The organism is Pseudomonas sp. P7548, assembly GCF_013386585.1.
Classification (GTDB): Bacteria; Pseudomonadota; Gammaproteobacteria; order Pseudomonadales; family Pseudomonadaceae; genus Aquipseudomonas.
In genome coordinates this window covers 165,639-184,449 of the sequence record NZ_JACARO010000014.1, presented here as the reverse complement: position 1 = coordinate 184,449, position 18,811 = coordinate 165,639, and the positions used below count along the sequence as shown (strand labels likewise).

Sequence of the window (18,811 nt, the reverse complement as noted above, 5' to 3'; positions counted from 1 at the left end):
GCGCGGCGTTCGGCGGCGTGTTGGATCAGCGTCTTGGCCACCTCCCCCGCCCGCAGCAACACCACTTCACCGCCCAGCCGCTCGGCCAACTGCTGGGCGTTCTGCAGGCGCAGGCGCGATTGCTCATCCCGCGCCCGGCCGTTATCGACATGCACCAGGCTCCACGGCAGATGCCGGCGCTGGGCCACGCGGCTGGCGTGACGCACCAGGCGTTCGGCTTGCGCATCGCCATCCACGCCCACCAGCAACCGCCCGCGCACGGCAGGTGCTGCCTGCCCGAGTTGGCGATAGCCCTGGGCCAAGTCGTCGTCGACATGGGCGGCGGCGGTTTGCATCGCCAGTTCACGCAGGGCCATCAGGTTGGTCTGGGTGAAGAAGGCCTCGATGGCCGCGCGGGCCTGCTCGGGCACGTAGACCTTGCCGTCGCGCAGACGCTCCAGCAGCTCGCGAGACGGCAGGTCGATCAGCAGCAGTTCGTCGGCCTCTTGCAGCACCCAGTCCGGCAGGGTTTCGCGCACCTGTACGCCGGTGATGCCGCGCACTTGATCGTTGAGGCTTTCCAGGTGCTGGACGTTGACCGTGGTGAACACGTTGATGCCGGCGGCCAGCAGTTCCTGGATGTCTTGCCAACGCTTTTCATGGCGGCTGCCAGGGGCGTTGCTGTGGGCCAGCTCGTCCACCAGCACCAGCTTGGGCTTGGCGGCGAGCAGGCCGTCGAGGTCCATTTCTTCGAGCATCACGCCGCGATATTCACTGCGCAGCAACGGTTGTTGCGGCAGGCCGCCGAGCAAGGCTTCGGTTTCGGCGCGGCCGTGGGTTTCGACCACGCCGGCGATCAGGCGCACGCCTTGGCGCAGCTGAGTGTGGGCGGCCTGGAGCATGGCGTAGGTCTTGCCCACACCCGGCGCGGCGCCCAGGAAGACTTTGAGCCGGCCACGGCCGTCCCGTGGCAGTTCGGCTAGCAGGGCATCGGCGCGGCCGGAGTCGCTCATGCGCGGGGGTTCCTTCAGGTGTTTATCGGGTGTGCTTCAGACCGCCATCGCGGGCAAGCCCGGCTCCCACAAGGGAAAGCATTCCCCTGTGGGAGCTGGCTTGCCTGCGATGGCGGCGCCACTGCCTACAACTTTTCCAGGGCCATGTTCAACGCCAGCACGTTCACCACCGGCGGCCCGATCAGCGGGCTTTCAATGTGCTCATCCAGCAACCGCTGCAGGGTCGACACCGGTACATTCCGTGCGGCGGCCACTCGCGCCAGTTGATAGGCAATCGCCTGTGGAGGCAAGTGTGGATCAAGACCGCTGCCGGAGGTAGTCAGCGAGACCAGGGGCACCGGCCCCTGGCCAGGTACCAACTGTTTGCTGGCATCGTCGAAGATGCGTGTGGCCAGCGCCGGGTTGCTTGGGCCCAAGTTGCTGGCGCTGCTGGAAACAGTGGCGAAAGCACCGGCCGAGGGGCGTGGATGGAACCAGGTGTCGCCGGTAAAGTCTTGGGCGATCAGGCTGGAACCCCGCACCTTGCCGCTGGCGTCGTGCACCAGGCTGCCATTGGCCTGATCAGGGAAGGCCACCTGGGCGACGCCAGTCACCACCAGCGGGTAGGCGACGCCGGTGATCAGGCTCATGAGCACCAGCAGGCTCAGGGCTGGGCGGATGATGTTAGACATTTCAACTTCCTCACATTAGATCTGTAGGAGCCGGCTTGTCGGCGATGGCGGTGGGTCAGTTGCACCGCGTCGGACCGATCGCCGGCAAGCCGGCTCCTACGAGAGTTAGGGTTACACCAGGTGCAGCGCCGTCAGCAGCATGTCGATGGCCTTGATGCCCACGAACGGCACCAGGATCCCGCCCAGCCCGTAGATCAGCAGGTTGCGACGCAGCAACGCTGCCGCACTCGCCGCCTGCACGCGCACGCCGCGCAGCGCCAGGGGAATCAGCACCACGATGATCAAGGCGTTGAACACGATGGCCGAGAGAATCGCGCTCTGCGGGCTCTGCAGGTGCATCACGTTGAGCACGCCCAGTTGCGGGTAGATCGAGGCAAACAGCGCCGGCAGGATCGCGAAGTACTTGGCTACGTCGTTGGCGATAGAGAAGGTGGTGAGCGCGCCACGGGTCACCAGCAATTCCTTGCCGATCTGTACCACGTCCAGCAGCTTGGTCGGGTCGCTGTCGAGGTCGACCATGTTGGCGGCCTCGCGGGCGGCCTGGGTGCCGTCGTTCATGGCCATGCCGACGTCAGCCTGGGCCAGCGCCGGGGCATCGTTGGCACCGTCGCCACACATCGCAACCAGGCGGCCGTCGTTCTGCTCATGGCGAATGCGCGCGAGCTTTTTCTCCGGGGTGGCTTCGGCCAGCACGTCATCCACACCGGCTTCAGCGGCAATCGCGGCGGCGGTCAGCGGGTTGTCACCGGTGACCATCACGGTGCGAATCCCCAGCTTGCGCAACTCGGCGAAGCGTTCACGGATGCCGGGCTTGACCACGTCTTTGAGGTGGATCGCGCCCAGCAATTTGCCATCGGCACACACCAGCAACGGGGTGCCGCCGCTCTGGGCGATCTTGTCGATTTCACGCGACAGCGCGGGCAGCAGGTCGCGACGCTGTTGGCCGATAAACGTCAGCAGCGAATCCACGGCGCCTTTACGGAACACACGGCCTTGGTAATCCACACCGGACAACCGGGTTTCCGCACTGAACGGCACGGAGGTCAGTTGGTCCAGGGTCGGTTCGGCCTGAGGGTGCAAGGCGCGCAGGTATTCAACAATGGATTTGCCTTCCGCCGTGTCGTCCGCCAACGACGCCAACAGCGCGCCCTCGGCCAGGTCCCGGCCACTGACACCGGGCGCTGCGATCACCGCCGCACAGCGACGGTTGCCAAAGGTGATGGTACCGGTCTTGTCCAGCAGCAACACGTGCACGTCGCCCGCCGCTTCCACTGCGCGACCGGATTTGGCGATCACGTTGAGGCGCACCAGACGGTCCATGCCGGCGATACCGATGGCCGACAGCAAACCACCGATAGTGGTAGGAATCAGCGTCACCAGCAGTGCGACCAGGAACACCAGCGGCAAGCTGCCACTGGCGAAGTGGGCGAACGGCTGCAGGGTCACCACCACCAGCAGGAAGATCAGCGTCAGGCCGATCAGCAGGATATCCAGCGCGACTTCGTTGGGGGTTTTCTGGCGCTTGGCGCCTTCGACCAGGGCGATCATGCGGTCAAGGGTGGACTCGCCCGGGTTGGCAGTGATGCGGATCAGCAGCCAGTCGGACACCAGGCGGGTGTTGCCGGTGACGGCCGAACGGTCGCCACCGGACTCGCGGATCACCGGCGCGGATTCACCGGTAATCGCCGCTTCGTTGACCGCCGCGATACCTTCGATGACCTCGCCGTCACCGGGGATCATTTCCCCGGCGGCGACGCGCACTACATCGCCTTTGCGCAGGCTGGTGGCCGGCACCACCTTGAAGCTGCCATCGGCCTCCTTGCGCCGGGCGCTCAGGCCTTCGCTGCCGGCCTTGAGGCTGTCGGCACGGGCCTTGCCGCGACCTTCGGCCAGGGCCTCGGCGAAGTTGGCAAACAGCACGGTGAACCACAGCCATACGGCGATCTGCACCGCAACATAGGTGGGCACTGCTGTGTCGGGCACAAAGCACAACACGGTGGTGAGGATGGCGGTCAGTTCGACCACCAGCATGACCGGCGAGCGTTGCAGTTGGCGCGGATCCAGCTTGACGAACGCCTGGACCAGCGCAGGGCGCCACAGGGCAGAGATGGCGGTTTTGGCAGGCTCCTGGGTTTGCACGGGAGCTGCGTTTTTTGCAGGCATATTCATTTTCATATCCCTCAGAAGCCCATGCTCAGGTGTTCAGCAATCGGGCCCAGCGCCAGGGTCGGCAAGAACGTCAGGCCGCCCACCAGCAAGATGGTCACAGTCAACAGCGTCACGAACAGCGGGCCATGAGTGGGGAAGCTGTTCTGGCCAATCGGAGCGGTCTTCTTCATCGCCAGGCTGCCGGCCAGTGCCAGTACCGGCAGGATGTAGCCGAAGCGGCCGATCAACATGCCCAGGCCCAGCATCAGGTTGTGGAACGGGGTGTTGGCACTGAAGCCGCCGAACGCCGAGCCGTTGTTGGCACTCGCTGAGGTGTAGGCGTAGAGCAACTGGCTGAAACCATGGGGACCGGGGTTGCTGATAGCCCCCGCCGGACCAGGCAAACTGGCGGCGATGGCACCCAGCACCAAGGTGCCCACCGGCATCACCAGCAAGGTCACCACCAGCAATTGCACTTCCTTGGCCTGAAGTTTCTTGCCCAGGTATTCCGGTGTGCGACCGATCATCAGGCCGGCGAGGAACACGGCGATCAGCACATTGAGCAACATGCCGTACATGCCGGCGCCGACACCGCCGAAGATCACTTCGCCGACCATCATGTTGACCAGCGCCACCATGCCGCTGAGGGGGTTGAGGCTGTCCTGCATGCCATTGACCGAGCCGTTGGACGCCGCCGTCGTGGTCACCGACCAGAGCACCGTGCCAGTGGTACCAAAGCGTGCTTCCTTACCTTCCAACGGTGCGGTTTGCTCGACGGCAGGGTTATTCAGCGTCGGGTTGGGCTGGTACTCGGCCCACAGCGAGGTCGCACCGCCGATCAGGAACAGCGCCAGCATGCAGCCGAGGATCGCGCGGCTCTGACGCAGGTCTTTGACGTAGTGGCCAAACGTAAACACCAGTGCCACCGGGATCAGAATGATCGCCGCCAGCTCGAACAGGTTGGCCCAGGCTGTCGGGTCTTCAAAGGGGTGGGCCGAGTTGACGCCGAAGAAACCACCGCCGTTAGTGCCCAATTGCTTGATCGCAATCTGACTGGCAGCCGGGCCCAGCGGAATCACTTGATCCACGCCCTGCATCGTCACGGCATCAACGTAATGAGCGAAGGTTTGCGGCACGCCCTGCCACACCAGGTACAACGCCAGCACCAGGCACAATGGCAGCAGGCCATAGAGGGTGGCGCGGGTCATGTCGACCCAGAAGTTGCCCAGTGTCTTGGTGGACTTGCGACCAATCCCACGGCACAACGCGACCAGGACGGCGAGCCCCGTGGCGGCGCTGACGAAGTTCTGCACGGTCAGGCCAACCATCTGGCTGAGGTAGCTCAGGGAAGCCTCACCGCTGTAGGACTGCCAGTTGGTGTTGGTCATGAAACTGATCGCAGTGTTGAAGGCCAGGGTCCATTCCTGGCCCGGCAATTTCTGCGGGTTCAGTGGGAGATAGTCCTGGAACAACAGGATCGCGAAGAGCAGCACAAAGCCTGCTAGGTTGAATGCCAGCAAGGCCAGCGTGTATTTCTGCCAGCTTTGTTCTTGATGCTCATCCACGCCCGACAGGCGATAACAGGCGCGCTCCACCGGGCCGAGCACCGGCGTGAGCCAGGTGCGCTGCCCTTCCATCACCTTGTAGTAGAACCGCCCGAGGAACGGTGCCGGCACCAGCACCACCGCAAAGAAGGCGATGATCAGCCAATAGTCATAACTGTGCATGGCCCGCTCCTAGTTCCGATCCGCGCGTAACAGCGCAACCAGCAGATAAATGAACAGCGCCACGGCCAATAGCAGTGACACCCCGTCCAGAACGCTCATGGAAGTCTCTCCGTTTTGCGGCGATTGCCGCGTGTGGGGCAATTGTCGGCAGGAGTGGCGTAAAGGAACGAGAGCGAGGGTATGGGTGGGGCGTAAAGACGGCGTAAAGAGTGGGTTTATCCGGGGTTTACAGGGGGATTTATGGTGAGTTTGAGGGCCTCATCGCGGGCAAGCCCGGCTCCCACACCTGGCTGCGTTTGACCAGGATATGCGCGCTCCACTGTGGGAGCGGGCTTGCCCGCGAAGGCGCCCGTTCAGTCACCAGCGCCCCTATCTGGTGCAACGCTGGAAAATTTCAAACGCCAAACCGTCGTACTGGCGACAGTTGCACTGCTTTACGACAATGATTCTCAGGCTGGCATGCCCACTGCAACACCTTGAATCATTCCAACCGGTTCAGGGAGAGCAACACGATGAACACACAACTCAAACCCACTTTAGGCACCCTGCATTTGTGGGGCATTGCGGTCGGGCTGGTGATTTCCGGTGAATACTTCGGCTGGAGCTATGGCTGGGGCGTGGCAGGTACGCTGGGGTTCCTGGTGACTTCACTGATGGTCGCGGCGATGTACACCTTCTTTATCTTCAGTTTCACTGAGTTGACCACCGCCATTCCTCATGCTGGCGGGCCGTTTGCCTACAGCCGTCGCGCCTTCGGCGAAAAAGGTGGCCTGATCGCGGGTCTCGCCACCTTGATCGAATTTGTCTTCGCCCCGCCCGCCATCGCCCTGGCCATCGGCGCCTACCTGAATGTGCAGTTTCCGGCACTGGACCCGAAACACGCGGCCGTGGGTGCCTACATCGTGTTCATGGGCCTGAACATCCTCGGGGTGAAGCTCGCAGCAACCTTTGAGCTGGTGGTGTGCGTACTGGCCGTCGCCGAACTGCTGGTGTTCATGGGCGTGGTTGCCCCGGCCTTCAGTTTCAGCCACTTTGCCCTGAATGGTTGGGCGGGCGCTGACACCTTCGGCGCGCCGGCGATTGCCGGGATGTTTGCGGCGATTCCGTTTGCGATCTGGTTTTTCCTGGCCATCGAAGGCGCGGCCATGGCGGCCGAGGAAGCCAAAGATCCGAAGCGCACCATTCCAAAAGCCTACATCAGCGGCATCCTCACCCTGGTGCTCCTGGCTATGGGGGTGATGTTCTTCGCCGGTGGCGTAGGCGACTGGCGCACCCTGTCGAACATCAATGACCCATTGCCCCAGGCGATGAAAACCGTGGTAGGCGAGAGTTCCGGCTGGTTGCACATGCTGGTGTGGATCGGCCTGTTTGGCCTGGTGGCTAGCTTCCACGGGATCATCCTCGGTTACTCGCGCCAGTTTTTTGCCCTGGCCCGCGCTGGTTACCTGCCACCTTTCCTGGCCAAACTGTCGCGTTTTCAGACACCGCACCGAGCAATCATCGCCGGCGGCGTGGTCGGCATCGCCGCCATCTACAGCGACGGCCTGATCAACCTGGGCGGCATGACGCTGACCGCGGCGATGATCACCATGGCGGTCTTCGGGGCCATCGTGATGTACATCATGAGCATGCTCAGCCTGTTCAAGCTGCGTAAGACCGAACCATTGCTGGAGCGTACCTTCCGGGCGCCGGGTTATCCGATCGTGCCGGGCATTGCGCTGGTGCTGGCGGTGGTGTGCCTGGTCGCGATGGCCTGGTTCAACGCGCTGATCGGGCTGATCTTCCTCGGTTTCATGCTGGCGGGGTTCGTCTACTTCCAAATGACTGCACAGGATCGCGCCGATGCGCCGGCGGATGCGATGTTGACCGGGCTCTGAGTTAACGAGGCGGAACAGGCCTACAATGAACTACTCAGAAAGCCTGTTGCTCAAAGCAGTTATTACCGTGGGAAAATTCTCCCACGGTAATCCGCCTCAAGGAGAGCCTTATGCCGTGGTATGCGTGGTTGATTATGGTGGTCGCGATCGGTTCGATCGTCGGTGGTTTGATGATGCTGCGTGACAGCGCCAACAAGGTGGAACTCACCGACGAACAACGCAAGCGCGTGGCCGAGCGCAACGCCCAGGCGGATGCCAAGGATGCGCAGGACCGCTGACCGATCCAATGAGGTCGTTCACTGCAGTGAGCGGGCTCACCCCGCGCCGGGCTGCGAAGCAGCCCCTACCCCAATCACTCCCAAGCCGCCTTGGCGATATGCAACCCATGCTGCCCCTTATAGGCCGCACGCTCCGGCTGGCTCCAGCCGCTCAGCAATGCCTCTTCCAACCTGTAGATTTCAACCCCCAAAGGCCGGCACACCGTCAGCGGGTCCTGCGCCTGCGGCCCCCACATCGGCAGCGATAAATCACCGCCCGGGCACGTGGACAACGCACACAGCAGATCAATCTCGGCAAAAAACTCCAGGTAGTCGCCCTTCTGCGCCGGGCACGCCTTCATGAAGTACATATCGTCATGATTAAGGCCGGTGCATTGGAAAATATTCAGCACGTCATGCACATCAAACTCCGTCAAACCGTGGGGCAATACTGCACGGGTCAGGTTGGAGTGGCAGTGGTGATGGAAGTCTTCGCCGGTGAGCATGCGGTTCACATACGGATCGCAGCGGGTGCCCAGCAGGTCGTGGAGCCGCCCGCCATGCTCGTCGATGCCATAGCCGGCCAGGCTGTCGTCGGTGATCGTCACCAGCGGGCGCAGAAACGGCAGGTTCGACCACAAGCGGTCATGGGTACTGACATGAGCGCCCTGCAACTGGCGGGTGCGCGCCGCCCATAGGCGCTCGCGGGGGTCATTGGCGTTCCACACGTTGAAGTCACCCACCTGAGGCCCCACCGGTGTGGTGACCCGAAACACATGCCCGGCCGGCACCTTCCAAGCTTTACCCGTGCGAATCGGCACCTCGAACTGCTCGATCAATTGGCGCTGGTCCTTCCGGTCACGTATGCGTTCGTAAAACGCCGTATCAACCTGCAACGCCGAACCTTTACTGACCTGATAAGCGGCCGGATAGTCTTTGTACATGGGGCAATCCTCCATCAAGGGTGATCAAACAGGGCCAGCGAAAGGCGCTCGGAATCGTGCAAGTACAGCTCCATCGCCTCTTGCGCAGCAGGTTTATTACCGATGGCGAGCAGCGTGTAGATCTCACGGTCGCGCTCGAGCCAGGGCGACTGGAAACGTTGTTCATCGGGCGCGGCACAAAACACCAGGCGCAGTTGCGCGATGACCTGGGCAAAAAACTCATCGAACAACGGGCTGTGCATCAAACCGACGACGTGTTGGTGGAACACCAGGCTGTGGGTCGCCACGGCGCGCCAGTCCTCCCGCTCTCGGGCCAACGTTGTGGCTTCGATGGCGCTCTGCATGCGTTCACACTGTGTTTCAGAAAGCCTGTCGCTCTGGGCGATCGCCTGCAATTCCAGGGTACGGCGCACCCTAAACAGGTCGCGCACTTCATCCCGTTCCAGCCGTCGCACCATGACGCCTTTGTTGCGCACATAACGGGTGAGCCCCTCTTGCCCCAAACGGTGCAACGCTTCGCGAATCGTATTGCGCGACGCGCTATAGACCTTGACCAGGTCCACCTCGACCAGCGCCATCCCCGGCAGTAGTCGCCCGCCGATGATATCGGCACGCAACTCCAGGGCGATCTGGTCGGCTAACGACAAACTGAGCGTCATGACCACCTCATGATTGTTGAACAATCCTATCCCTAGACGTAATCACTTTTCATGCCAACGCCTTGCACGCAGGCTGGATGCGTAAAAAGGTTCAACTCCATTAGACTGCCCGCACGTTTCCGAGGCGTTTCTATGCGTTACTCACAAGACCACAAGGCCCAGACCCATCAGCGCATCATCAAGGAAGCCTCCGTGCGCTTCCGCCGCGACGGCATTGGCGCGACCGGTTTGCAGCCATTGATGAAAGCGCTGAACCTGACACACGGCGGGTTCTACGCGCATTTCAAATCCAAGGATGAACTGGTCGAAAAAGCCCTGCAGGCTGCAGCGGCCGAACTCGATAGCCATTGCGACAGGCTGTTCAGCCAGGAACGCCCGCTGGAAGCGTTTATCGACAGCTACCTGTCGGAGTGGCACCTGACTTCGCCTGCTGAGGGTTGCCCTTTGCCGACCATGTCCTCTGAATTGGGCCTGAGAGGCCAGCATAGTTCGACCACAGATGCCGTGCTTGGCGCTCGGCTCAAGCAGATCGAGACGGCCCTGGGAGATGACCGTGGTGATGAGCGAGCCTTGGTGATGATGTCGACTCTGGTAGGCGCTTTGGTGTTGGCCAGGAGTGTCGAGAGCCCGGAAATGACAAAGCGGATAATGGATGTGGTGCGCGACAGCTTGAAAGCGCTGAACCTCGAGGACGAAAAGACCGGTCAGTGACCGGCCTTTTGAGTGGCTTACTTGATTGCCAGCCTGTCGCGATTCTTCTCCAACAACGCCTTGCCGATACCTTTCACTTCCAACAACTCATCCACTGCCGTGAAGGGGCCATTGCTTTCACGATAAGCCACGATCGCCTTGGCTTTGGCCGCGCCGATACCGAAGAGGTCACGGCGCAGGGTTTCAGCGTCGGCAGCGTTGAGGTCGACCTTGGCGGACTGTTCGGCTTTGGTTATCTGGGCCGTGATGGGGGCCGGGGCTTCGGGCTTGACGGAAGGCGCTGCGGTGGCTGTGACGGAGAGAGTGGTGAGGAAGGCAAAAAGCAACGAAGAGAGGTAGGTGTTTTGCATTGGTGACGCTCCATGACATCGATAAGAGAAAAGCAGCTTTTCCGAAGCTGCTTTTTTAACTTAGGTGATGATGGGCGAGAGTCAAAAACGGGTGGGTTACGGCGTGTAACTCCTGCTTGCGACACCCAGGGTGCCACTAGCCAGAGCGGTGGCCATCCTACATTTCCAGTTAGGGCCCCAAGCAGGTAGAATTGCCGCAACTTTTCACATGAATCAATCTGAACGCACTAGCGCGTTCTCGCCGTGTGCGAGCTTGACGAGCGTATGCCCGATGAGCACTTGCCCACCTGGCGGGAACATCTGCCATTGGGTGCAATGGAAGGTTCATAGATTCATTACACCTGCAGCAACGCCCCAGCAGAATATCGCGTCCGAAGACTCACTATTTTGCGTTACCACTGGTAATTATCGACAGGATTCAATCGGTATGCGGTTAGAACCGGTTGTTTTTGTTCGCTTTAACCTATACGAAAATGCCCCTGACGTGGGGTATGCAGTCTGCGCACTGAATGTCGCACGACGTTCAGAGTTATGACGAGAGGAGATGTAAACGTACATGGGTATCAAAAGTATGGCACCGGTGTGTACAACACCTAACATTCAAGAGGATGGGCGAAGCTGCCGTGACGCCACCTCTGTGCGTGGTGCCTGACACATGTCAATTATCACACTGTCGAACCACAAGACATTTACGGCAGAGCCCGACAAAACCCTTCTGGCCTGTGCAAAATCGCAAGGCATCGTGCTCGAATACAGCTGCCGTACCGGTCGCTGTGGCGTGTGTAAAGCCAATGTGCTTCAGGGCGAGACTGAGGTGATACAACCCGAGCTGGCGCTGACAGAAGACGAGCGCGCAAGCGGTGCAATCCTGACGTGTTGCCGTGCGGCAACCTCCGATCTTGAACTGGATATAGATGATCTTGGCGCACTGGCTGAAATTCAGATCAGAACGATGCCTTGCCGACTCGATACGCTGGAGCGACTGGCGGACGATGTGGTGCGAGTGGTCCTCAGAACCCCTCCCAAAAGCGCGCTTTTCTTCCTCGCCGGGCAGTACATTGATGTCATTGGCAAGGAAGGCGTGCGTCGCAGCTATTCCATTGCCAACGCCGTGCGCGAGGATGCCAAGCTGGAGCTGCATATTCGCCAGGTTCCCAATGGTGTCATGAGCCAATACTGGTTTGGCGATGCTCAACCCAATGATCTGTTACGGCTGGAAGGCCCACTTGGCACCTTCTGCCTGCGCGAGACCCGCACCACAAACCTGGTATTCATGGCCACAGGGACCGGAATCGCGCCCGTCAAGGCCATGCTCGAGGCGCTGGCGGCCACCCCCGAATCACTAAGCGGCAAGCGCATATACGTCTACTGGGGTGGCCGTACAGAAGCCGACTTGTACTGGACCCCTGATTTTCCAACACTGGGCTTGACCTACCGACCAACTTTGTCACGCGCGAACGCGCAGTGGCCGGGTGCCAAGGGTTACGTCCAGCAGGTTGTACTTGCAGAAAACCTTGATCTGGCCGATACCTCGGTCTATGCCTGTGGCTCTGAAGCCATGATCCATGCGGCACGCGAGGTGCTGACACAGGCTGGCCTGCCCCTCAAACATTTCCATTCTGATGCCTTTGTAAGCTCGAATTGACCCGGAGACAGCATGAAAGCAGTTATTTTGGCCGGTGGCCTGGGAACGCGGCTAAGCGAAGAAACCAGTGTACGCCCAAAACCGATGGTCGAGATCGGCGGCAAACCCATCCTCTGGCACATCCTGAAGATGTATTCCGCGCACGGCATCAATGACTTCATTATCTGCTGCGGCTACAAGGGATATGTGATCAAGGAATACTTTGCCAACTATTTTCTGCATATGTCCGACGTCACATTTAACATGCGTGACAACACCATGAAGGTGCATGACCAGCGTGCTGAAGACTGGAATATTACCTTGGTCGATACCGGTGACGACTCTATGACCGGTGGTCGCCTGCGTCGCGTCTCTGACTATGTCAAAAACGAAGAGGCCTTTTGTTTCACCTATGGCGACGGTGTCAGCGACCTTGATATCAGTGCCACCCTGGCCTTCCATAAGGCACACGGCAAGGCCGCAACGCTCACCGCAACATTCCCGCCTGGCCGTTTTGGCGCCCTGGACATTCAGAAGGGACAAGTACTGAACTTCAAGGAAAAACCCAAGGGTGATGGTGCGCTGATCAATGGCGGCTTCTTCGTACTGAGCCCGACGGTACTCGATTACCTGGAAGACGACAGCACTACCTGGGAACAGGAACCGTTGATGAGGCTCGCGGCCGAAGGCCAGCTCATGGCCTACGAGCATCCAGGTTTTTGGCAACCCATGGACACGTTGCGCGACAAACACTATCTAGAGGAACTTTGGCAGTCAGGCAAAGCGCCCTGGAAATCCTGGGATTGAATATGAAGTCGACAGTTTCTCCTGCCTTTTGGCAAGGCAAAAGAGTCTTCGTCACTGGCCACACCGGGTTCAAGGGCAGTTGGCTGTCTCTGTGGCTGACCAGCCTTGGCGCGCACGTGAAGGGCTTTGCCCTGGCGCCACCGACTCACCCTGCCCTGTTCCTCGAGGCCAAGGTGGCAGAACGTATGGAGTCGGAACAAGGTGATATTCGCGATTTGGCGGCTATCACCCACAGCATGACGCACTTCAACCCTGACATATTGATCCATATGGCAGCACAGCCGCTGGTCCGCTTGTCTTACCGCGAGCCAGTCGCGACCTACGCCACCAACGTGATGGGCACCCTGCACGTGCTCGAAGCCGCACGGCAGTGCCCCAATCTGCGCGCAATCGTCAACGTCACCACAGACAAATGTTATGAAAACCGCGAGTGGGAATGGGGCTACCGTGAAGACGAGCCCATGGGCGGTCATGACCCATACAGCAACAGCAAAGGTTGTGCGGAGCTGATCACCAGTGCCTATCGCAAGTCGTTTTTCAACAATCCCCAAGGTGCCGCACTGGCCTCTGGCAGGGCTGGCAACGTAATTGGCGGCGGTGATTGGGCAGAGGACCGGCTAATACCTGATATTCTCAGTGCCTTCGAGAAGGGGCAGCCCGTCACAATACGTAACCCGAAGTCCACCCGGCCATGGCAACACGTGCTGGAACCGCTGAGTGGATACCTCGTGCTGGCAGAACATCTCTGGAATCACGGCCATCGTTTTGCCCAAGGCTGGAACTTCGGCCCCAAGGATGAAGATGCACGCCCCGTGGAGTGGATCCTCGATCACATGGTGCAGGCCTGGGGCTCAGGTGCCCGATGGCAACTGGATCAGGACCCGCAACCGCACGAGGCCAACTACCTCAAGCTGGATATTTCAAAGGCGCGTGCGCACTTGCAGTGGACACCCAGCTGGAACCTTGAAACCACGCTCGGCCGGATTGTCACCTGGCACCGAGCCTGGTTGAGTGGTAGCGACATGCAGGCCCATTGCCTGGAAGAAATCAATGCCTACATGCTCGCCATGCATGCCAGCAGCAACTAAATCTATTTTTTAGCAGGATTTTTCATGACACCCGATATGCTCCGCCAGGAAATCAGCAAGCTCGTCGAGCAATACGCCAACGTCGCATTGGCGAGCAAGCCGTTCGTGGCCGGTGAGACCGTTATCCCGCCTTCCGGCAAGGTTATCGGCGCTCGCGAATTGCAACTGATGGTCGAAGCCTCCCTGGATGGCTGGCTGACAACCGGTCGCTTCAATGCTGAGTTCGAGAAAAAGCTCGCTGAGTTCATCGGTGTCAAATTCCTGTTGTCGGTCAATTCCGGCTCCTCCGCCAACCTGGTTGCCTTCAGCACCCTGACCTCACCCAAGCTGGGTGAGCGGGCGATCAAGAAAGGCGATGAAGTGATTGGTGTGGCCGCGGGCTTCCCGACCACGGTCAATCCCATCGTTCAATTCGGTGCGATCCCGGTATTTGTCGATGTCGACATGGCCACCCACAACATCAATGCAGACTTGATCGAAGCAGCCATCACGCCAAAAACCAAGGCGATCATGCTGGCCCACACGCTGGGCAACCCGTTCAACCTGGGCAAGGTCAAGGCATTGTGTGAAAAGTACAACCTGTGGCTGGTTGAGGATTGCTGCGACGCCCTGGGTGCAACTTACGACGGCAAGCTGGTAGGTACTTTCGGCGACATCGCCACCCTCAGCTTTTACCCCGCACACCACATCACCATGGGCGAAGGTGGGGCCGTATTCACCAACAACCCACAGCTCAAGGTAATTGCCGAGTCGTTCCGTGACTGGGGCCGTGATTGCTACTGCGCACCCGGCTGCGACAACACCTGCGGTGATCGCTTTGGCCAGCAATATGGCAGCCTGCCTCAAGGTTACGACCACAAGTACGTGTACGCACACCTGGGCTATAACCTGAAAATTACCGACATGCAGGCAGCCTGCGGCCTGGCCCAACTCGAACGCGCCCAGGACTTCATCGACACCCGCAAGCGCAACTTCGCGTTGCTCAAGGAGCGTTTGTCCAGCCTGTCCGAGTTCCTGGAAATCGCTGAAGCCACCCCCAACAGCGATCCTTCATGGTTCGGTTTCCCGGTGACGCTCAAGGAAAGCAGCGGCGTCAACCGCGTCGATTTGCTCAAGTACCTTGACCAGCACAAAATTGGCACACGACTGCTCTTTGCCGGCAACCTGACTCGCCAGCCTTACTTCCAGAACCTGGAATACCGCGTAGTGGGCGAACTGACCAATACCGACCGCACCATGAACCAGACCTTCTGGCTTGGTGTACAGCCATCGTTGGGCCAAGAGCACTTCGAGTTTGTGGGTGAGAAGTTGGAAGAATTCTTTGGAATCGGCTTCTAGGCGATGAAAGCATCGGATGCGGTGGCGCTGGTTCTTGCACAGAACAAGGTTCTGTATGGGTATGAACTGATCGGTGGGATGATCACGCACCTGGTTGACAGCATCAATCAGTTGGGTCGGACCAAACTGGTCTCGGTTCACCATGAGCAAGGGGCCGCGTTTGCCGCATCTGCCGTTGCCCGTGCAACGCACCACGAAATACTCGGTGTTGCCCTGGGTACAAGCGGCCCGGGCGCCACTAACCTGATGACCGGCATAGCCGACTGCTGGCTTGACAGCCACCCGTGCCTATTTCTGACAGGCCAGGTTAATACCTACGAACTCAAAGGTGGCAGAAATATTCGCCAACAGGGTTTTCAGGAGCTCGATAGCGTTGCGCTGGTCAGCAGCATCACAAAGTATGCCTATCAGGTCAAACATGTCGACGAGTTGCTTGTTTGCCTGCAGAAAGCGATCGACATCGCCAAGGAAGGACGCCCCGGCCCGGTGCTGCTGGATATTCCGATGAACATACAACGCGCCGATATTGATGACAGCGTCGTACAAGCGATGTTGGCGCCGCGCGATGAACAGGCCGTGGATCAAGTTCGCGCTTGCGACATCGAGGCAATAGCCAATGCGCTGGCATCCGCGCAAAGACCTTTGATCTTGCTGGGTGGAGGCGCCGTCAACACACGCCAATTCAAGCAATGGCTCGAACAGTTGGAAGGTCTGGACGTTCCATATGTAGCCAGTTTGAAAGGTGCAGAGAAAATCCCGGCGAACGCGAACTACCTGGGCATGCTCGGCGCCTACGGAACGCGCACAGCCAACCACGCGGTGCAAAACTGCGATTTCCTACTGGTATTGGGAAGTCGCCTGGATGTTCGACAAACGGGTGCACAACCCGAAGATTTCGCCCGCAAGGCCAAAATTTTCCAGATTGACCTGATGGCAGGGCAATTGAACAACCGGGTTCAAACACACGCCTCCTACATAATGGAACTGAATACCTTCTTTGCCAGTTTCGTTCTTTCCCAAGTGCCGAAAAACAAGGCGTGGGCCGCCTGGGCAGCCGAATTGCAGGCCCGCTTCCAGATCAGTTTTGTAGACGAGTACAGCGACTGGCGTGTTAGCCCGTTTGCGATTTTTTCGAGTCTTTGCAAGCTGGCTAAAGGACAGGCTGTCGATTATGTTGCCGATGTCGGCAACAACCAAATGTGGGCAGCGCATACACTCCGCTTGAGCCCCGGCCAATCCATGCATCACTCCGGTGGGCTGGGCACCATGGGGTTCGCGATTCCAGCCGCCATTGGCGCTTGCAACGCCGGCAACAAGCCTGTGATTGTCATTACCGGAGACGGTGGCGCGCAGCTCAACATTCAGGAGCTGGATGTCATTGCGCGAGACCAACTGCCGGTACTGGTAATAGTGCTCAACAACCACTCTCTGGGGATGGTACACGGGTTTCAAGAAATGTACTTTGAGGGCCGAACGTCTTCGACCTACTGGAACGGTTACACATCTCAATTCAAGGCCATTGGTGAAGCTTATGGCATCACTGGCAGGATTGTTACACGGGATGCCGACTTCCATGCTCCTGTCAGGGAGTTTTTGGAAGCACCCCGCCCCATGTTGATTGAGGTCATCATGCCTGACGCACGAGAGTGTCGCCCACGGCTCGAGTTCGGGAAGTTGATTGACCAGCAAATGCCCCCAAAAGGCATGGGTATTTAACCCATAAATTTTCGAAAGTCAGCTGCGGGTCTTCGATCAGGCTGAGCGTCCATCGACGGAGTTTTAAAATGCAAGCACAGGAAAAAATAAAAGTAAGCGAGCAGATTGCTGAAGCACTGGAGAACCTGGGCATCACCCACGCGTTCGGGATTATCGGCGCTGGCAACGTTCATCTTTTTGAAGCCATCAGCCGTCGTGGCTACACAGAAATTGTCTGTGTACACCATGAACAGGCCGCTTGCATGGCAGTACAAACCTACTACCGTACCAACGGCCGCCTTTGCGCCGCATTGCTGACGACGGGCGCCGGCTCCACCAATGGCGTCACCGGGGTGGTCTCCGCCTGGGCCGACTCCATTCCGTGCCTGGTCATCGCAGGCAATGAACACTCCAAGCATTGCTCGGTGGATAACCCACTGCGCATGTGGGGCGTCCAGGGTTACGACTCCTGCCAGATGGTGAGCCGAGTCTGTAAATACACCCAGCGCGTCACCCAGCCGGAACAAGCGGTCTACGAACTCGAAAAAGCCGTACACGTCGCGCTGGAAGGCCGACCAGGCCCAACTTGGATCGAAATACCGATGGACATCCAGTCCAGCCGTATTCCGGCCACCGAGATGACACATTTCCAGGCCCCCCCTGTCGATAAAACAATCAGCGCTGATCTGACCGCGCAGGTTGACAGTGTTGTAGCCGCCCTGCTCAACGCCGAGCGACCACTCCTTTGGCTGGGCAATGGCATCCGTTTGGCGGGTGCCGAAAAGCGAATTGCGCCGTTACTGGAGAAACTTGGTACACCCAGCCTAGTCTCTTGGGCGGGTATCGACATGATCGACTCCGATCACCCTTTGGTGTTCGGGCGCGCCGGTGTCTACGGCCAGCGCTCGGCAAACTTTATCCTGCAAAATAGTGATTACGTACTTGCCATCGGTACCCGCCTGGCCATACCCCAGGTTGGTTATGACCTGACCGAACTGGCACGTGAAGCGCGGATTGACGTGGTAGACATCAGCCGTGAAGAGGCGATCAAGAATGCTTCACGCACCCAGGAAGTCATCGTCTGCGACGCCGCTGTCTTTATCGAAGCCTTGATAGCGCGTCTGGAGCCGTTGACAATTCCCTCAAAGGCGCCATGGCTGGCGCAATGTGAAGCCTACGAAGCGCAGTTCCCTTGGGTCGCTGAAGAGCATGCCGACAAAGGCGGCTTTATCAACTCCTATCGCTTCATGGAGCGCCTGAATCGCGCATTCAAACCGAACCAAATCGTCGTTACCGATATGGGCACCGCCCTGTTGTGCGGGCACCAAGTACTGCGCCTGAAAGATGGCCAGCGCCTGATGACCTCTACCGGCCTGGGTGAAATGGGCTATGGGCTGCCCGCGGCGCTGGGGGTATCGTTTGCCACCGATCGGGGCGAAGTCATGTGCCTCAACTGTGACGGCGGCATGATGATGAACCTGCAGGAACTTCAAACCATCGTGCATCACCAGTTGCCAATCAAGCTGTTCATCTTCAACAACGATGGCTACTTGATGATCAAGCACACCCAGAACTCATTATTCAAAGGCTCTTACGTGGGGACCGACCGGACCTCCGGCGTTTCGTGCCCAGACTTCTCAAAATTGGCGACGGGCTTTGGCATCCCGTCTTGCCAGATTCGTCACTGGGATGACGTGGACGCAGCGTTGGAAAAAGTGCAGGCCGCAACTGGGCCGATTATCTGCGAAGTGTTTATGCACCCCGAGCAACTGTTCTCGCCCAAGCTCTCTGTGATAGTGAAAGAGGATGGTTCGCTGGTTTCTCCGCCACTGGAAGATCTCTCGCCATTGATCCCACGTGACCAGCTGGAAAGTGCCATGCTCCAGGGGATGCATGAAAAATCCAAGACGTTAGGCGCTTAAA

17 protein-coding genes are annotated in these 18,811 nt (G+C 59.2%); 9 read left to right on the top strand and 8 right to left on the bottom strand.

Annotation, left to right across the window (positions count from 1 at the left end; all coding sequences use genetic code 11):
* The 5 genes from HX803_RS07905 to kdpF all read right to left on the bottom strand — a co-directional run.
* The coding region (locus HX803_RS07905) for a universal stress protein (RefSeq protein ID WP_178919917.1) at positions 1 to 992 on the bottom strand (992 nt) is incomplete at its 3' end.
* Positions 993 to 1,117: 125 nt separating this feature from the next.
* Entirely contained in the window at positions 1,118 to 1,663 is a 546-nt protein-coding gene (gene kdpC / locus HX803_RS07900) for a potassium-transporting ATPase subunit KdpC (RefSeq protein ID WP_178919916.1), read from the bottom strand.
* 111 nt (positions 1,664 to 1,774) lie between these two features.
* Entirely contained in the window at positions 1,775 to 3,832 is a 2,058-nt protein-coding gene (gene kdpB, locus HX803_RS07895) for a potassium-transporting ATPase subunit KdpB (protein WP_178919915.1), read from the bottom strand.
* A gap of 11 nt (positions 3,833 to 3,843) precedes the next feature.
* Positions 3,844 to 5,538, bottom strand: a complete 1,695-nt coding sequence (gene kdpA, locus HX803_RS07890) for a potassium-transporting ATPase subunit KdpA (RefSeq protein WP_178919914.1) — start codon at positions 5,536 to 5,538, stop codon at positions 3,844 to 3,846.
* A 9-nt stretch (positions 5,539 to 5,547) separates the two neighbouring features.
* Positions 5,548 to 5,637, bottom strand: coding sequence for a K(+)-transporting ATPase subunit F (kdpF, locus tag HX803_RS07885; protein ID WP_003218754.1), 90 nt, complete (start codon positions 5,635 to 5,637; stop codon positions 5,548 to 5,550).
* Positions 5,638 to 6,050: 413 nt separating this feature from the next.
* Here kdpF and eat point away from each other — a divergent pair, with 413 nt between their 5' ends.
* Positions 6,051 to 7,415, top strand: a complete 1,365-nt coding sequence (gene eat, locus HX803_RS07880) for an ethanolamine permease (protein ID WP_178919913.1) — start codon at positions 6,051 to 6,053, stop codon at positions 7,413 to 7,415.
* A 110-nt stretch (positions 7,416 to 7,525) separates the two neighbouring features.
* A complete protein-coding gene (locus HX803_RS07875; RefSeq protein WP_003172675.1) occupies positions 7,526 to 7,693 on the top strand; it encodes a DUF2897 family protein in 168 nt (55 codons plus the stop codon).
* Between the two features lie 74 nt (positions 7,694 to 7,767).
* Here HX803_RS07875 and HX803_RS07870 read toward each other — a convergent pair whose 3' ends face one another.
* Positions 7,768 to 8,616 (bottom strand): DUF1989 domain-containing protein, encoded by an 849-nt coding sequence (locus tag HX803_RS07870; RefSeq protein ID WP_178919912.1) that lies wholly within the window; start codon positions 8,614 to 8,616, stop codon positions 7,768 to 7,770.
* Between the two features lie 14 nt (positions 8,617 to 8,630).
* Positions 8,631 to 9,275, bottom strand: coding sequence for a GntR family transcriptional regulator (locus HX803_RS07865; protein ID WP_178919911.1), 645 nt, complete (start codon positions 9,273 to 9,275; stop codon positions 8,631 to 8,633).
* 132 nt (positions 9,276 to 9,407) lie between these two features.
* Between HX803_RS07865 and HX803_RS07860 the strand changes: the two genes are divergently transcribed.
* Complete coding sequence (locus tag HX803_RS07860; protein ID WP_178919910.1) at positions 9,408 to 9,986, top strand: TetR/AcrR family transcriptional regulator; 579 nt, start codon at positions 9,408 to 9,410, stop codon at positions 9,984 to 9,986.
* A 17-nt stretch (positions 9,987 to 10,003) separates the two neighbouring features.
* Here the strand turns inward: HX803_RS07860 and HX803_RS07855 are convergent, their stop codons facing one another.
* Complete coding sequence (locus HX803_RS07855; RefSeq protein WP_178919909.1) at positions 10,004 to 10,336, bottom strand: ComEA family DNA-binding protein; 333 nt, start codon at positions 10,334 to 10,336, stop codon at positions 10,004 to 10,006.
* A 655-nt stretch (positions 10,337 to 10,991) separates the two neighbouring features.
* Here HX803_RS07855 and HX803_RS07850 point away from each other — a divergent pair.
* The 6 genes from HX803_RS07850 to HX803_RS07825 all read left to right on the top strand — a co-directional run bounded on the left by HX803_RS07850 (position 10,992) and on the right by HX803_RS07825 (position 18,810).
* Entirely contained in the window at positions 10,992 to 11,981 is a 990-nt protein-coding gene (locus tag HX803_RS07850; protein ID WP_178919908.1) for an FAD-binding oxidoreductase, read from the top strand.
* Positions 11,982 to 11,993: 12 nt separating this feature from the next.
* Positions 11,994 to 12,767, top strand: a complete 774-nt coding sequence (gene rfbF, locus HX803_RS07845; RefSeq protein ID WP_178919907.1) for a glucose-1-phosphate cytidylyltransferase — start codon at positions 11,994 to 11,996, stop codon at positions 12,765 to 12,767.
* 2 nt (positions 12,768 to 12,769) lie between these two features.
* Entirely contained in the window at positions 12,770 to 13,855 is a 1,086-nt protein-coding gene (gene rfbG, locus HX803_RS07840) for a CDP-glucose 4,6-dehydratase (protein WP_178919924.1), read from the top strand.
* A 24-nt stretch (positions 13,856 to 13,879) separates the two neighbouring features.
* Entirely contained in the window at positions 13,880 to 15,193 is a 1,314-nt protein-coding gene (gene rfbH, locus HX803_RS07835) for a lipopolysaccharide biosynthesis protein RfbH (RefSeq protein ID WP_178919906.1), read from the top strand.
* A gap of 3 nt (positions 15,194 to 15,196) precedes the next feature.
* Positions 15,197 to 16,909 carry a thiamine pyrophosphate-binding protein gene (locus HX803_RS07830; protein ID WP_178919905.1) on the top strand — a complete coding sequence of 571 codons (1,713 nt, stop codon included), beginning with the start codon at positions 15,197 to 15,199 and terminating at the stop codon, positions 16,907 to 16,909.
* A gap of 68 nt (positions 16,910 to 16,977) precedes the next feature.
* Positions 16,978 to 18,810, top strand: coding sequence for a thiamine pyrophosphate-binding protein (locus HX803_RS07825; RefSeq protein ID WP_178919904.1), 1,833 nt, complete (start codon positions 16,978 to 16,980; stop codon positions 18,808 to 18,810).
* Position 18,811: the final 1 nt, after the last annotated feature.